This window comes from Mariprofundus micogutta, from assembly GCF_001895085.1.
Taxonomy (GTDB): domain Bacteria; phylum Pseudomonadota; class Zetaproteobacteria; order Mariprofundales; family Mariprofundaceae; genus Mariprofundus; species Mariprofundus micogutta.
The window spans coordinates 93,379-109,473 of record NZ_BDFD01000008.1 but is presented as its reverse complement, the minus strand read 5'-3'; the positions used below and the strand labels follow the sequence as shown (position 1 = coordinate 109,473).

14 protein-coding genes are annotated in these 16,095 nt (G+C 50.3%); 2 read left to right on the top strand and 12 right to left on the bottom strand.

Features of this window, described 5'->3' with window-relative positions:
- Window positions 1-88 precede the first annotated feature (88 nt).
- From MMIC_RS06130 to sppA, 11 genes are all read right to left on the bottom strand, one after another.
- The gene (locus MMIC_RS06130; RefSeq protein ID WP_072659583.1) at window positions 89-271 is read right to left on the bottom strand and encodes a hypothetical protein; all 183 of its coding nucleotides are present in this window, start codon (window positions 269-271) and stop codon (window positions 89-91) included.
- A 344-nt stretch (window positions 272-615) separates the two neighbouring features.
- Window positions 616-1,164: a TlpA disulfide reductase family protein gene (locus MMIC_RS06125; protein WP_072659582.1), complete on the bottom strand. Its 549-nt coding sequence runs from the start codon at window positions 1,162-1,164 to the stop codon at window positions 616-618.
- A 28-nt stretch (window positions 1,165-1,192) separates the two neighbouring features.
- Entirely contained in the window at window positions 1,193-1,669 is a 477-nt protein-coding gene (locus tag MMIC_RS06120) for a DUF411 domain-containing protein (RefSeq protein WP_072659581.1), read from the bottom strand.
- A 10-nt stretch (window positions 1,670-1,679) separates the two neighbouring features.
- Window positions 1,680-4,229 carry a heavy metal translocating P-type ATPase gene (locus tag MMIC_RS06115; protein ID WP_072659580.1) on the bottom strand — a complete coding sequence of 850 codons (2,550 nt, stop codon included), beginning with the start codon at window positions 4,227-4,229 and terminating at the stop codon, window positions 1,680-1,682.
- 21 nt (window positions 4,230-4,250) lie between these two features.
- On the bottom strand, window positions 4,251-4,910 hold the full coding sequence (locus MMIC_RS06110) for a hypothetical protein (RefSeq protein ID WP_072659579.1): 660 nt from the start codon (window positions 4,908-4,910) through the stop codon (window positions 4,251-4,253).
- Window positions 4,894-5,595 (bottom strand): hypothetical protein, encoded by a 702-nt coding sequence (locus MMIC_RS12455; protein ID WP_227819387.1) that lies wholly within the window; start codon window positions 5,593-5,595, stop codon window positions 4,894-4,896. The genes MMIC_RS06110 and MMIC_RS12455 overlap by 17 nt, the downstream gene beginning before the upstream one ends.
- A gap of 8 nt (window positions 5,596-5,603) precedes the next feature.
- Window positions 5,604-8,729: an efflux RND transporter permease subunit gene (locus tag MMIC_RS06100; RefSeq protein WP_072659578.1), complete on the bottom strand. Its 3,126-nt coding sequence runs from the start codon at window positions 8,727-8,729 to the stop codon at window positions 5,604-5,606.
- Between the two features lie 39 nt (window positions 8,730-8,768).
- Entirely contained in the window at window positions 8,769-10,340 is a 1,572-nt protein-coding gene (locus tag MMIC_RS06095) for an efflux RND transporter periplasmic adaptor subunit (protein WP_072659577.1), read from the bottom strand.
- The gene (locus MMIC_RS06090; RefSeq protein WP_072659576.1) at window positions 10,333-11,658 is read right to left on the bottom strand and encodes a TolC family protein; all 1,326 of its coding nucleotides are present in this window, start codon (window positions 11,656-11,658) and stop codon (window positions 10,333-10,335) included. Before MMIC_RS06090 ends, MMIC_RS06095 begins: the two co-directional genes overlap by 8 nt.
- 94 nt (window positions 11,659-11,752) lie before the next feature.
- Window positions 11,753-12,178 carry a hypothetical protein gene (locus MMIC_RS06085; RefSeq protein ID WP_072659575.1) on the bottom strand — a complete coding sequence of 142 codons (426 nt, stop codon included), beginning with the start codon at window positions 12,176-12,178 and terminating at the stop codon, window positions 11,753-11,755.
- Between the two features lie 54 nt (window positions 12,179-12,232).
- Complete coding sequence (gene sppA / locus MMIC_RS06080) at window positions 12,233-14,074, bottom strand: signal peptide peptidase SppA (RefSeq protein ID WP_072659574.1); 1,842 nt, start codon at window positions 14,072-14,074, stop codon at window positions 12,233-12,235.
- A 120-nt stretch (window positions 14,075-14,194) separates the two neighbouring features.
- Between sppA and MMIC_RS06075 the strand changes: the two genes are divergently transcribed.
- Together MMIC_RS06075 and lgt are read left to right on the top strand one after the other, a co-directional pair.
- Window positions 14,195-15,001, top strand: coding sequence for an undecaprenyl-diphosphate phosphatase (locus tag MMIC_RS06075; RefSeq protein ID WP_072659589.1), 807 nt, complete (start codon window positions 14,195-14,197; stop codon window positions 14,999-15,001).
- The gene (gene lgt / locus MMIC_RS06070) at window positions 15,001-15,801 is read left to right on the top strand and encodes a prolipoprotein diacylglyceryl transferase (protein WP_072659590.1); all 801 of its coding nucleotides are present in this window, start codon (window positions 15,001-15,003) and stop codon (window positions 15,799-15,801) included. The genes MMIC_RS06075 and lgt overlap by 1 nt, the downstream gene beginning before the upstream one ends.
- A gap of 3 nt (window positions 15,802-15,804) precedes the next feature.
- On the opposite strand, the gene MMIC_RS06065 is transcribed toward lgt, so the two are convergent.
- Complete coding sequence (locus MMIC_RS06065) at window positions 15,805-16,023, bottom strand: hypothetical protein (protein ID WP_072659573.1); 219 nt, start codon at window positions 16,021-16,023, stop codon at window positions 15,805-15,807.
- Window positions 16,024-16,095 lie beyond the last annotated feature (72 nt).

Genomic DNA, 16,095 nt, shown 5'->3' with positions numbered 1-16,095 from the left:
TTCGTTTCCACTGTGATCACTCCTGTTTTTTCCTCCAACTAAATCATTAGCTGGGGATACTACAGGGGGGTCAAATTTGGACGCTGATTTACCCCTCTAGGGGGTCAATTTTGAACGCTGAATAACAGACTGATTTTTCAGTGTGATTTAATGAGCCAAGTCTACGCTGCTCATAACCCTTGGTGATGGCGCTCAGTAGAGCTTGCTCCTTTTCAGAAATATTAAGATGGTTGGCTTGAGTCTGGACAACTTGCACGTGCTTACGAGGCATGGTTGCCTCCTAATCTACTTAATTCAACAATGCGGAATTTCCAATCTTCTCTCTGCATAAAGCGCATTATAATTGCATTTAATGCAATATGCAAGCATTTAATGCGACATTCCTGCATGGGGGCATAAAGTAGGGTGGTGAACATTACATTAAATGCAACTATCTGATCTGAAAGGTTTTTTAAGTGGGGGGTGGAAACTCCAATGTTCAGAAAATACTTGCATTTAATGCAAGATTCATAGTGTAGGGTGAAGTTTGTAATGTTCAATAAGTTACATATAAACAACCACTTAGCCCGCGTATTGACGATCTTGATTTGAATACTGGTAATATTGGAAGGTTTGTTATTCGGAGAAGGGCAATTTCCCTGTTTCGTAAACAGCTTGTAAGGCAGCGACTGTTTCAGGATCAGCCCATGGCAAGGTGCCTGGAATTCTTTCTATAACGATACCTTCACGGTTGATAATGAATGTTTCAGGGAAACGGAAAGATTTAAAAATTGGCGATGCGATTTTTTCACCACCCTGATCCCAGAACATGGGGAAAGTAACCTGAGTTTCAGCCACAAATTTTTTCACATCGTCCAGATTATTATCAACGGATATACCTGCTACAAGAAATTTGTCAGCAGGAAGCAGTTGAGACAGGCGAACCAGGTCCGGCATCTCCTGACGACATGGAGGGCACCATGTTGCCCACGCATTTAGAATGACAACTTTACCTGCAAAGAGTTTATGATTGTCGACCACTTCACCGACCAGAGGCTGCATCTGAAACGCGGGCATTTTAGCGCCCTTCTTGACAAAGGCCTGCTCAGTGCTTTCGCTGCTGCAGCCGGCAAGTAGTAGCGTGCTTAGAAATACAGTTGCAATGGAGAGAATGATCCGCTTCATATGAATATCCTTTGGTTGTCTGTTTCGATTATTTGTAGCTATGGTATACGCTGCTGTTGCCCTGCTTGTCGAAGCTTAGCACATCATACCCTTTAGGTGGTAATCCCTCGGGTTGCATGCCGGGAGATTTCATGGGCATGCCGGGAGCGGTCAAACCAGTGACTGCAGGCCGTTCCTTGAGCAGTCGTTTGATGTCATCGGCAGGCACGTGTCCCTCAATAATATAGCCGTCAACCAATGCAGTATGGCAGGAGGCCAGAGGTGCAGGCACACCATGCTCAGCTTTTACGCTGCCCATATCATCGCTGAGTTTTTCAGTGACTGTAAAACCTTCCGCTTTGAGGTGTTTAGCCCAGTCACCACAACAGCCGCAGTTCGGGTCTTTGTACATCACCACTTCAGTTGCAGAAACTTGCTCAACAGCGTTGCAGGCAAACAGGAGGACTGCAAAACTTGCCAGAAGAAAATTTGACCATTTGGGTTTTGATGTTTTGAGGTAATGCATATCTCTCTCCTTATATTTTTGTTCGCTTCAGGCGCAAAGCATTGCTGATCACGGACACGGATGAGAAACTCATCGCTGCAGCCGCAATAATCGGTGAAAGCAGCAGTCCGGTGAAGGGGTAAATAATGCCTGCCGCTACAGGAACTCCCGCTGAGTTATACATAAAGGCAAAGAACAGGTTCTGACGAATGTTTCGCATCGTTGCCCGTGAAAGTCGAACTGCCCTGAGGATACCACGAAGATCTCCCTTCACCAGGGTTATACCTGCAGATTCCATCGCCACATCGGTACCTGTTCCCATGGCAATGCCAACATGAGCCTGTGCCAGTGCGGGTGCATCATTGATCCCATCACCAGCCATTGCCACGATTTTCCCTTCACCCTGTAGCTTTTTGACTACCTCCGCCTTCTGATCGGGCAACACATCCGCTTCAAAGCGGTCGATGCCAAGTTTTTCGGCTACGGCTGCGGCTGTATTGTGATTATCACCGGTTAGCATCACTACTTCGATACCTTCATCATGCAGTTCTTTAATCGCGTCGGGAGTCGATACCTTGATGGGATCAGATACACCAACCATCCCTGCCAGTTTCCCATCTGCAGCCAGATACATCACCGTTTCACCTCCCCGTTGATGCTCTTCAACGGTAATAGCCACATCAGTGACATCGATGTTGTTCTCTTGCATCAGTTTCGCATTACCCAGCAATACGGTTCGGCCCGCTACAGTAGCAGATACCCCCTTACCTGTGATTGCTGCAAACCCTTCAACTAATTGAGGTTCCAGTCCTTTTTCTGTCGCACCTGCTACAATGGCTTCGGCCAGAGGATGTTCGCTGGCTCGTTCAATACTGGCTGCCAATACCATAACTTCGTCTTCAGTCATGCCACCGATAGCTTGAACAGTCGTTAAGGTGGGTTTGCCTTCAGTCAATGTTCCGGTTTTATCCACAACGACTGTATTAACCTTTTCCATGACCTCCAATGCTTCGGCATTTTTGATCAATACGCCGGCAGTGGCACCTCGACCAGTACCAACCATGATAGATATAGGTGTCGCCAAACCCAGTGCACAAGGACAGGCAATAATCAGTACGGCAACAGCATTCACAACTGCATGTGCTAAACGCGGTTCAGGACCAACTGTTGCCCAAACGATAAAGGCTATAATCGCAATCAGCACCACGACCGGCACAAAATATCCGGCCACGGTATCAGCCATTTTCTGGATCGGAGCGCGAGAGCGTTGGGCTTCAGCCACCATATTTACGATCTGCGAGAGCAATGTGTCCGCACCCACCTTCTCAGCTCGCATCAACAAGGAACCGTTTCCATTCACTGTAGCACCGATTAATTTTTCTCCAGCACTTTTTTCGATGGGAATCGGCTCACCAGTTACCATCGATTCATCGACATTACTTTCACCCTCGGTTACAACACCATCCACAGGCACCTTCTCTCCGGGGCGGATGCGCAGCACATCACCCGGCAGCACATCCTCCAAAGGCACATCAGCTTCAGTTCCATCTTCCGCTACTCGGCGGGCTGTTTTCGGAGTCATGCCAAGCAATAGTTTTATTGCTTCATCAGTGCGAGAGCGTGCGCGCAGTTCCAGAACTTGGCCCAACAAAACCAGCGCAGTGATCACAGCTGCGGCCTCGAAATATACATCGACGAAACCACCTTCCATCTGCATCACCGGTGGGAAAATATCCGGCATCAACAGCGCAACTACACTGTAAATCCATGCCACACCGACACCGAGGCCAATTAAGGTGAACATATTCAGGTTCCGGGTTTTCAGAGACAGGGCAAAACGTTCGAAAAATGGCCAGCCACCCCACAGCACTACAGGAGAGGCCAGGGCAAATTCAATCCATTGAACTGCCCCCATACTCAAGCCCTCTGGCAACCAGCCCGGTGCCAGATCAGCGACCATGGCCAGTACGAAGACCGGCGCGGCCAGTACTGCACTAACCTTGAATCGACGGGACATATCATCGAGTTCAGCATGATCCTCTTCGGCAGACACGGTGCGCGGCTCCAGTGCCATCCCACATTTTGGACAGGCCCCCGGAGCATCACTGACAATCTCCGGATGCATCGGGCACACGTATTCAGTCTTCTCTTTTAATGCCGGTGTGGCCATTGGCTCCAGTGCCATGCCGCACGACTTACAGATACCCGGCCCTTTCTGCTCCTGACCGGGACACATGGGGCAGAAATACGTTGCTTCCGGATCTGCTGCTGCAACAGGTTTGGAGGCATGCTCATGTTCGCATGCATGACTATTGCCTTCATAAGCTGCCGGATTGGCCTCAAATTTGTGCAAACACTTTTCACTGCAGAAGCGGTAACTGATATCGATATGTTTTGTCCGATGGGGAGATTCAGGTTTAACGTGCATGCCGCAGACCGGATCAATGATGTATTGATCAGGATCAGCCTCAAATTTTTCATGGCAGTGGATGCTGCAGAAATGCCACTGGTGACCGTCATGCTCAGTACTGTGAAGAGAATCTGTTTTGACTTCCATTCCACATACAGGATCAATATTCATAGCGCGTCTCCTTAGGGATCTCTATGACTTTTGGAAGAACAGCTGTAACAACGCGTTATTCTGAAATCCGATCCACTCAATCAGCAGAGTGGCCAGCAGTGTGCCCATTGAGGCGAGCAGTAAAGCAATCGCAGGGCCGAACAGCCACATGATGCTTGCCTCTGCGGCTTGTGGCCCCATTTCCACTGTACGAAAACCCATCAATATCCATGCTGGCGGGTAAGCCAGTGCCCCCAACCCGAATGTCCAACCGAGCACTTTTTTCCAGCATGTCTTCAGAGAAGTGAAGGCCGTAACCAGTAGCAACACTGCAGCCAGTACACCCAGCCCCATGAAATGGATATGTCCACGCAGCAAACGCTGCATGGCATCAAGCGCCAGAGAGCCTGAATGAGTGTGCTTGGCGCCTGCTAACTTCGGTTCCATATCGTGGTGAGCAGCAGTCGGAACTGAAGAGTCATGTTTGTGAGCCGCCGAAGCTCCCATGCTCATGTTATCCATATTCATCGACTTTGCCTGTTGCTGCATGGCGACCTGTTCTAATTTAGCCTGTTGCACTTCGAAGGCGGAATGCAGTTGTTCATGATGCGTTGCCATGTAAGCTGCCCATAGTGCACCACTGATCAGAGCAATAACCGCCATGATCATACCATGGCGTACCGGTTCAATGATGTTGTTCATGGTCTGCAGCCTGTTCCTTGTGAAATTCTTTCTGCTCCGGTGCATTCTCAGGGAAATAAACGCCACCAAAGTGCTTGGTTCCATCGGCAGTCTTGAACAGTATCATCAACTGATGCTGGCCCTCGTGCCCAAGGTCGTAACCGGCCATATACCAGTCCCCCATCTTCATCAGCATTTTTGATTCCGATTTGTTATTCGGATGTGTGACCTTTGAATTAACCACCAGATCGGTCAATGCTTTGCCATCTTTCTCAACTTTAGCCATCAAATTGTGACTCGGGGCATCCTGTCCCTTGCCCTGCGGGTGGCTGCTAGCCATCCCATTCAGCTGTCTTGCTGAATGGTGACTCGGGGCATCCTGCCCCTCTCCCTGCGGGCGGCTTACAGCCGTCCCATTCGGCACTCCTGCCGAATGGTGACTCCCACCATGCTGCATACCTTCTTTCGCTTTCATGACATGGAAACTAACCGTGTAACCATCAATCTCTTTTGTAACGAGAAATGCGCTGGTCGTACCTTTCATCTTATCCATATCACCCTGCATATGGTCTTGATTCGGCATGTTCCCCATATGGTGGTCTCCTTGCATGTGAGCACCCATATGATGTGTATCTCCAGCTGCCCAAGCTGGTTGTATCGCTGCCATTGCTATTACAGAGGTCATAATGATCATGGATTTATTCATATGTTTTCTCATTGTCTCTTCTCATTGGTCTGTAAAACCAGCCCGTAAATAACAGGCAATACGATCAGGCAGAGGATGGTGGTGGTCACCATGCCGCCGATCATGGGAGCTGCGATGCGCTGCATAACATCCGAGCCCGTGCCACTGCCCCACATGATGGGTAACAGGCCTGCAATCACTGCCGTGGCGGTCATGGCAATGGGGCGCACTCGTTGAGCTACGCCTTCCTGAACCGCTTGCCATAATGAATCTCTGTTTAAAGAACCCGTTGCTTCAGCTCGCTTTTCAGCTACTGCCTGATCAATAAAGGTGAGCACCAGCACGCCGATTTCGGCTGCAACGCCTGCCAGAGCAATAAAACCGACAGCGACTGCAACCGACAGGTTGTAACCCAGCCACCAGACCAGCCAGAAGCCGCCAACCATGGCGAAGGGGATGGATAGCATCACGACAACCGGTGCCGCCATATTGCGGAAGTTGAACCAGAGCAGCAGGAAGATGATCAGCAGTGTTGCCGGAATAACGAGTTTCAGCTTGGCTGCGGCCCTTTCCATGTATTCGAACTGGCCGGACCAGCCAACAGTATATCCTGCCGGAATCTTCACTTGCTCATCTACGATCTGTTTGGCTTCCCGTACAAAGCCACCGATATCACTGGTTTTTATATCGACATAGACCCAGGCATTGGGGCGCGCATTTTCGGTCTTGATGGATGGCGGGCCGCGCCGCAACTGCAGGTCAGCAACCAACGAGAGTGGTACCTGTGCACCGGTTGGTGTGGGCACCAGCACACGTTTCAATGACTGGATATTGTCACGCAGTTCACGCGGGTAACGCACGTTAACCGGATAACGCTCCAGGCCTTCAATGGTGTGTGTGACATTCATACCACCGATGGCACTGGTAATCACATCCTGAACATCACCAACGGTCAGCCCGTATCGCGCTGCCTCTTCGCGTTTGATATCGAAATCGAGGTAATAACCACCAGCCGCCTTGTCGGCAAAAGCAGAGAGGGTATCCGGATGGGTTTTCAACACCTGTTCAATGTCACCAGCGACTTTCTCCAGGGTTTTCAGATCAGGGCCGGAAACCTTGATGCCGATGGGTGTTTTGATGCCGGTAGAGAGCATGTCGATGCGCGTCTTGATCGGGAAAGTCCAGGCATTGGCCAGACCCGGAAACTTGATCGCAGCATCCATCTCATCCATCAGCTGGCGCGTGGTTTTATCGGGATCAGGCCAATCCTTCTTATCCTTGAGTTTGACCGTGGTTTCCAGCATGGCCAGAGGTGCAGGATCAGTTGCCGTTTCAGCACGTCCGACTTTACCGAACACCGATTCCACTTCAGGGAAGGTTTTCAGAATACGGTCAGTCTGCTGCAATAACTCACGTGCCTTGGTAATCGAAATACCCGGGTATGTCGTCGGCATGTAGAGAATGTCTCCCTCATCCAGCGGCGGCATAAATTCCGAACCTGTTTTCATTACCGGATAAGCGGACACAGCCAGTAGCACCAAGGCCAGAGCCACGGTCAACGTCCGCGCTTTAACAGCCAGATTCAATAATGGTGTATGCACGGCCATCAGGAAACGGTTCAGCGGGTTACGCTCTTCAGACGGGATGCGGCCACGAATGAACAGCCCCATCAGTACTGGCACCAGTGTCACAGCCAGCAAAGCTGCTGCGGCCATGGAGTAGGTCTTGGTAAAGGCCAGTGGCGAGAAGAGCCGCCCCTCCTGAGCCTCAAGTGTGAATACAGGAAGGAAGGAGACAGTGATTATCAGCAGGCTGAAAAACAGTGCCGGTCCGATTTCCTTGGTGGAAGCCAACACAGCATCCCAGCGGGCCGATGTAGAAAGATCTTCGCCGGCACGCTCCAGATGTTTGTGTGCATTCTCGATCATGACAATCGCACCATCAATCATGGCACCAATAGCAATGGCGATACCGCCAAGACTCATGATATTGGCCGATATCCCCTGCCACTGCATAATCAGGAAGGCCATCAGGATGCCTATGGGCAATGAAATAATGGCAACCAATGCACTTCTGGCGTGTATAAGGAAGATCAGGCAGATCAGAGCCACAACGATGGATTCTTCAATCAGCTTTTCAGCCAGATTATCAACAGCGCGTTCAATCAGTGCCCCTCGGTCATAAACCGGCACAATCTCCACGCCTTCAGGTAACCCTTTGGCCAGTTCATCCAGTTTTTCACGCACATGCTCGATTGTCGTCAGAGCATTTTCACCATAACGCATGACCACCACGCCGCCGGCAACATCACCCTCACCGTTCAGGTCAGCCGCACCACGCCGAAGTTCAGGGCCAAGGTGAATATGAGCTACCTGTTTGAGAAAAATCGCCGTTCCGTGCGCGTCCACGCCAATTGGTGTGATCTCAAGATCAGCAATGGATTTGATATAACCCAGGCCTCTAACCATGTATTCGGTTTCGCCCATTTCAATTAATCGGCCACCGACATCATTATTACTGCGCGCAATCGCCTGTTTTACTTTGGATAAAGGAATATTGAATGCGGCCAGGGCATCAGGATCAACTTCGACCTGGTACTGTTTCACAAATCCACCGATGGAGGCCACTTCCGCAACACCCTGAACCGTCTGCAGCGGATAGCGCATATACCAGTCCTGAAGTGAACGTAGTTGTGCCAGATCGAGGTTGCCGGTTTTATCTACCAGTGCATATTCATAGATCCAGCCGACTCCTGTCGCATCAGGCCCCAGCCTTGGAGATACGGATGATGGCAAACGATCACGGGCATAATTCAGATATTCGAGCACGCGAGTACGCGCCCAGTACATATCTGTCTTGTCCTCAAAAATCACATAGACCATGGAGAAGCCGAAGAATGAGTAACCGCGCACCACCTTGGTGTTGGGCACAGAGAGCATGGCTGTGGTCAGCGGATAGGTAACCTGATCTTCAACCACCTGTGGTGCCTGACCGGCATAATCTGTGAAGACTATCACCTGTACATCGGAGAGATCGGGAATGGCATCCAGCGGTGTTGCCCGCATCGCCTGCCAACCTGCCACGACCACAATGACTGTTGCGATCAGTACGAGGAAACGGTTGTGAATCGAGTATTCAATCAGCTTACGGATCATAATGGGGTCACCCTCGTATCAACCTGCAATAGCTTTATATTAGTGATCATGCTGATGCTCCATTTTCATCTGGCGCTGAGTCGGCTGGTTGACAGGTTTCTGTTCCTTATCCATCTCTTTGCTGTCCATTTCCATACCATTCATATCCATTCCATCCATCTTCATCGAGTCCATTTCCATGCCTTCCATCTGCATGTCCATTTCCCGAGCTGGAGTTTGTTGTTCATTCATCGCACCCACCATTTTGGCGGTGGCTTCTTTCAGTTTGGATTCGGAATCGATCAGAAATTGACTGCTGGTGACGACCTGTTCACCGGCTTTGATACCGGAAGTGATCTGTACTTCACCGTCAGAAGAGAGACCCAGCCGTACTACACGCGGTTCAAACTTTCCGGGAGCCCTTTGAACAAACACTTGCTCGCGTGCTCCGGTGCGTACAATCGCCTCACTTGGTACGACCACTGCATCTACTGTGCGTGATGCTTTCAGGGTGATATTGGCAAACATGTCCGGTTTCAGGGCCAGATCGGGATTGGCGAATTCGATGCGTACCTTGTTGGTGCGGGTTTTTCCTTCCAGATAAGGATAGATATAACTGAGCTTACCCTTGAACACCTTACCGGGTACGGACGGCAATCGCATTTCTGCTTCATCACCAAGCTGTACCCAGGGCAGTTCATCCTCATAGACATCCACCTGCACCCAGACACGGGAGAGATCGGCAACCATGTACAGTTCGGTTTCCGGTGTAATGCGTTGCCCTTCACGGGCACCGATATTCATGACAATGCCATCGAACGGTGAATGGATATGCAGAGCTTTTGGTACGCGACCGGTATCGCGAATCTGTTTCAGTTGATGCTCAGGTACATCAAGCAGTTTCAGCCGGTCCAGTGATGTGTTCAGCAGCCGTTTGGCTCCATCGCGGATATCTGCAAACGGGCTATTCTTTAAAGTCTGCCAGTTTTTCAGGGCCAGCAGGTACTCCTCGCCACTGGCTACGAGCTGTGGTGAATAGATCGCCAGAAGCATGGTGTCCTTGCCCACCTGCTCGCCGGTTCTGTCGATAAACAGTTTCTCTACCCAGCCTTCAACCTTGGGATGCAAGCGAGCCACACGTTGCTCATCAAAGGTGACACGGCCAACCGTGCGGACATCACGAGAGATGGTCTTCTTTCTGGCCTCCACAGTGCGCACGCCGATGTTCTGAACGACAGTCGGGTCAATGCTGACAGTGCCTGCTACTGCATCATTGCCACCGTCTTCATAAACCGGGATATAATCCATGCCCATTTCATCTTTGGCTGCTACCGGCGAAGTGATGGCAGGATTCATCGGGTTGCGATAAAACAGTACTACTTTCTCTTTTTTAGTCTCGGCACAGATAGGTAAATAGTCCATGCCCATTTCATCCTTGCTGAATACCGGCGAGGTGATCGCTGGATTCATCGGATTGCGCCAGGACAATGCCTTGGAGCCATCGGGACATGGGCCATCGCCTGCAACAGGCTCAACTCCACTGCTTTTCTGCTCAGTGCCGGAGAAAAAGTAACCGCCTGCAAGGCCAGCAGCCAGAGCCGCCACAACCATCATCAGTGTGTTTTTATTCATGATTTATCACGTCCTTTTCCAGATGTTTTTTACCGGATGCAGCAGCAAGGCGAGCTTCGGCCTGTGCTGCGCGGGCATAGAGTTGCCAGTATTGAATGTCGTTATTGAATTCAGCCAACTGGGCTCGAACAAGGTTAAGGAAATCGACCTTGTTTACCTGATATCCCGCCAGCATGGAGGCTGTGGTTTGACGCGCTTGCGGGATGATGCCCTGTTTGAACAGGGATAGTTGCTCTCGTGTTATGCGAAGATCTGAAGCTGCTGCATCAATCTCGGCATAAACCCGGTTGAGCCCGTCCTGCCAGGAGAACTCCGCTTTGGCCTTTTCAGCCTTGCGCTGGTCTACAGCCCGGTCCTGCTTGTTGCCAGCATAAATAGGCAAAGTCATTGATAGCATAATGCTGCCGAGATCGGAACGTGACTGGCGATTCACGGGATTGATACCTTGCCTGACGCCGTAGACCGCACCAAGTTTGAAGTCCGGGTAATAATCTTTTTCAGCCAGAGCAACTAAACTGCCCGCTGCATCAACATGGCGGTTGAGAGATGCCAGCATGGGGCGGTTATCCCGCGCCCACTGTTTTAGAACAATAATATTCGGGGTGGCCTTTATGATTTCAGGTAACTGCTCTGGCAATGTAAGCGCAGCAACTGAATCACGGCCAAGCAGGGCATTGAGCTCTGCCACCTGGAATTCGCGTTGAGTCTTCAGGGATAATTCCCTATCCAACAGGTGAGATAATTCAAGCTGTGCCAGTAGCACATCCTGCTGCAGCCCTGAGCCGGTCTTGTACTTGGCTTCTGAAACCCTCACCAGATTGCGTAGCAGAGCCTGATTGCTCTGTACCAGCATTAGTGCTTTATCCAGATAGGCCAGGTTCCACCAGTGGATACGTACATTGCGCAGTAGAAGCAGCCGCAACTCATCACGATTGCTGGCTGCAGCTTCAGCAAGTCTTTCTGCTGCCTCGGCTTTCAGAGCCAGTTTGCCGGGGAATGGTAGTGCCTGTGAAAAACCGATCTGCATCTGGGTCATGTTTTCCTGCGTGGTGGAGAATGAATTCACGGGCAGATTCATGGCGTTCAGTGAAAGTGTCGGGTCAGGCAGGCTGCTCACCTGAGATGGAATGGCAGCCATGGCTACAGCGTTACTGTCGGCGGCATGCAGTGCCGGGTTGCTGGCTAATGCCAACGCCTCAGCCTGTTTGAGCGTCAGTGTTGCTGCTATACCAAGAGAAGAATAGGAAAGCAGTGCCAGCAACAGCCAGCCGGTTTTGAAAATAGGAAGTTTATAAAAAGGCGGTTTAAATAAAGGCATGAGGGCCTCCTGCAAAAGATGCGCATGCCTGTTTGAAGTCACAGGGACATGCACCCCGATTCATTCGAATCGCGGTATCAGCAGAAGGTGGGTTTTAAATACGAATACGTTTAGTGGTTGTGTAGATTAAGGAAGAACTTCGCGGGGGCCCTGTGGGTGTTCGCACAGCCAGATCGATACTGACAGGTGTAGAAAGCACTATTTCGGTAGATGCCACTTGCAAAACGGGCTGATCGAAATCGATGTTGAAAGTAGAAGCTTTGCTCTGCACCAGTTCATCCGGCTGGTTACAGTGAGCGCATGCAGAACCATGATCATCATGGCCGGATTCAGCTTTAGCATTCACATCGCAATGCTCAAGCATGTCAGCTGACATTGGCATCTGCATATCTGCAGTGTGAGCATTAGCGCTATGTGACTCTGGTGAAATCAGACAAAATCCAGCTGCCAGAATCTGCACGGCAAACAGCCCGATCATCAGTCGGGACAGGCCACGCAGATTCAGTTTACGATTCAACATGCGGCCTACGTTAGACCTGTAAAGATGAAAATACAATGAAACTGGACATATATGCTATGGTATTACTTGCACATTGCAGATGGTAAATACACTCGGAGCCCGGTCAGACAGGCCAACCATTTCTGCCAGTTTTACAGCATGCTGTATGGAATGCGCAGGCAGAGATACACCAGTCAGAGATGTCAGCTGCCGTTCCATGGCATAAAAGATTCCCGAGAAATAGCTGTCAGCGTTACCGAACATTTTCACCAGTAGCAGTTCACGCAGTCCCATAGGCTGCTGAATCCATTCTCTGCTATATTGCTCCAGGCCAGCTCTACTGGCTGCCGATGTGACTGCGTCATCAAAGCTGCCAAGTGAATCAACAAGGCCAAGGCGATAGGCATCCTTGCCGGTCCATACCCGACCTTCAGCCAGGTCGGCGACTTTGGCTTTCGGAATATTTCTGCCGTCAGCGACAACTTGCAGGAAGCGCTGGTAAACAAAATCGATGGAAAGTTGCATGACTTTGTTGAGTTCATTCGGCAGTGGGCGATCCCCTCTGATGCCGGCAGCCACAGAAGTAGTTCCAAGGCCATCGGAATGAATGCCCAGTTTTTTCAGGCCTTTGCCGGCATTGGCCAGTATGCCGAAGGCGCCAATGGAACCGGTAATGCTTGAAGAAGAAGCCCATATCTCATCAGCCGGAGCTGCCAGCCAGTAGCCACCTGAGGCGGCAACACTACCCATGGAGACGACAACGGGTTTGCCACTGGCTTTTAAGCGTTCGACTTCGGCCCGAATTACTTCTGAGGCTTGTGCGCTGCCGCCGGGGCTGTCCACGCGAATAACAACGGCTTTAATATCTGGGTCTTTGCGGGCCTGTTCCAGCATCTGTCGAATGGATTCTCCGCCAACGGTTCCCGGTGGCTGTTCGCCATCAAGAATCATACCGCTGGCAGTGATGATGCCTACTCGATCTTTTTGTTCCGGGGCATCGTCATCATTGACGGCAGCCATATATTGTCTGAATTCGATGCTGGGATAATCGCCTGATGCATAACCCATGGCACCGGAGATGTAACTCTCGATGTTGCCATGATCAGCCAGTGTATCGACGAGCCCTTCAGCTTTGGCTAACTCAGCCAGGCTATTGCCATGTTCAGCCAGATATTTGGATGGCTGATCCAGTACGCCCTGTATCCTTTCGGTTTTGATCTTGCGCATGTCGGCCAGATCTCGTTTGTATTCGGACCATAGGACATCAATCATCTGTTTGTTGGCCCTGCGGTCGGCATCTGACATAGAATTACGTATCAATGGTTCTGCTGCAGCCTTGTATTCACCGGCTCTGAACAGCTGGATGTCGACATGCAGTTTTGCCAGCAGATCCTTGAAATAATTACGGTAAACAGCAAAACCAGACAGCGCCACAACACCCATTGGATTGAGAAATACCTGATCGGCAGTGGCAGCCAGATAATATTGTGACTGGCTATAATTCGGTCCGACAGCAATCACCATTTTTTCTGTCTTTTTGAAATCATCAATGGCGTGCCTGATCTCCTGAAGCTTGGGTAGCGATGTTGCATCCATCTGATCCAGCTTCAGAATGAGCATGCGAATGCGAGGGTCACTGGCGGCATGGCGAATGGTTGCAACCATATCATGCAGACTCGTCTGGTTGGGGGTTGATACATCCAGGCCGGAAGGCAGCAGCGTGGGTGATGGTAATTCCAGCTCTTCAACGATTTTGCCGCTCGGATTAATAATCAATGCGGCATCCTCGGGCACTGTAGTTTGACTACTCATGATAGCTGCGCCATAGACAAGGATTAAAAGGATGAATATGCCATTGACCAGAATGCGGCGGAATCGGTCCAGCCAGGTCATCATAGTACTGAAGAATTTTTTCATGCGTGTTATTCCTTTCAGGCAGCTGGTCGCAGCGGGATAATATTCGGCTTAGCGTAACAGTGTAGTTTCGAAAAAACATCACGTATAGTGCCGCCCATGCCACAAGCCGCTTCACAATCCATTGATACTATTCAAGCTCTGTTTCTGGCCCTGATTCAGGGTATTACCGAGTTTCTGCCGATTTCTTCTTCAGCACACCTTGCTCTGGTGCCATTGCTGACAAGCTGGCCGGATCAGGGGCTGGCCTTTGACTGTGTCGTGCATCTGGGGTCACTCACGGCAGTCGTATTCTATTTTCGTGAGGATCTGGCTCGAATGGCTTCAGGTTTTGCAGTGACTGTGAAACAGCGCTCGATTTCAGCTGATCGAGACGGATATCTGGCCTGGATGATCGGTTTTGCCACAATTCCGGTCGGCCTGTTTGGTTTGACATTCAAAGATATGATTGAAACGGACTTTCGTTCACTGACAGTCATCGGTACCACCTCCATTATTTTCGGCCTGTTGCTGTGGTTGGCGGATACAGAAGATAAAAACACCAAAACAGAGACATCATGGGGCTTTCGCGATGTTATGATTGTTGGCTTTGCACAGGCGATTGCTCTGATCCCGGGCACATCGCGCTCAGGCATAACCATGACTGCTGCTCTGATGATGGGTTATGGTCGTGAAGCAGCAGCCCGTTTCTCCTTCCTGTTATCCATTCCTGTAATCGTGTTGGCTGGCAGCGTCAAAATTAAAGACTGGATCGAGCAGCCGGATCAGGCCGCCGGTGTAGTGGAACTGCTGGTCGGCTATGGCGTGTCGGCAATCTCAGCCTATCTGTGCATTCACTATTTCATCAAGTATTTGCAACGCATCGGCATGGGTCCATTTGTTATTTATCGTGTTATGCTCGGTGCAGTCTTATTGTGGATGGTGTACTGATGGTTTGGAGCGGTATTGATCCGGTAGCGTTGCAAATTGGGCCGCTGGCTATTCACTGGTACGGCTTGATGTATGTTGCCGGTTTTTTTGCCACCTGGTATCTGGTGCGCTTGCAGCTGAGAACCGAGGGTCTGTGGGAAACCAGAGTGTCCAGAGATGCTTATGAAGGCCTGTTTACAACATTGATCCTTGGCGTGGTGATTGGTGGCCGTATCGGTTACGTGCTGTTTTATAATTTCAGTTATTACATCGGGCATCCGATTGAAATTTTTTATGTATGGCAGGGTGGTATGTCCTTTCATGGCGGCATGGTCGGCCCGATTGTGATGGGCTGGTTCTATTGTCGTAAGCATGATCTGCCGTTTCTGAAGCTGTCTGATTACTTTTTTACTGTCGCACCTCTCGGCCTGATGTTCGGACGAATGGGCAATTTTATTAATGGCGAGTTGTGGGGGCGTATTGTTGAAAACCCTGCTGATGTGCCGTGGGCGATGGTATTCCCGCATGCAGGGCCTGAAGCAAGGCATCCGAGCCAGTTGTACGAGATGGCGCTTGAAGGGATGGTGCTGTTTTTAATACTGTGGTTTGTGCGCAAGAAAGTCTGGCCTGCCGGTGTACGCGTAGCGATTTTTCTGACCGGATATGCCGTAGCACGCATTATCTGTGAAAATTACCGGCAGCCGGATGCCCAGCTGGGGTTCCTGTTTGGCCCGGTCACCATGGGTATGCTGCTTTCTTCTGCCATGCTGCTTGCAGGTCTGATCTGGCTGTTACTGCTATTCCGGCAAAAAAGTGAGTAAACTCTAAGCGCTAAGTTTGGCCTCTATTTCAGCAATCTGACCCTCTTCGTGAACGATGCGTCCGAGATTGAAGGCAAAGGCCCAGAAACAGGCTTCGCGAACAAAATAAGCATGGTTATTCAGATAGTGCACCAGCACACCTTTCCTGGTGTGTTCGACAGCAAATGAATTGATACGTGCAAATGATTTCGCAATGGTTTGAGCGCGTTGTGCATTCATCATGAATCCTCCTTTACCGTTTTGCGTAGCTGTGATTCAATAAATTATCTCTCCTGCTTGTTTAAACATTAAGCA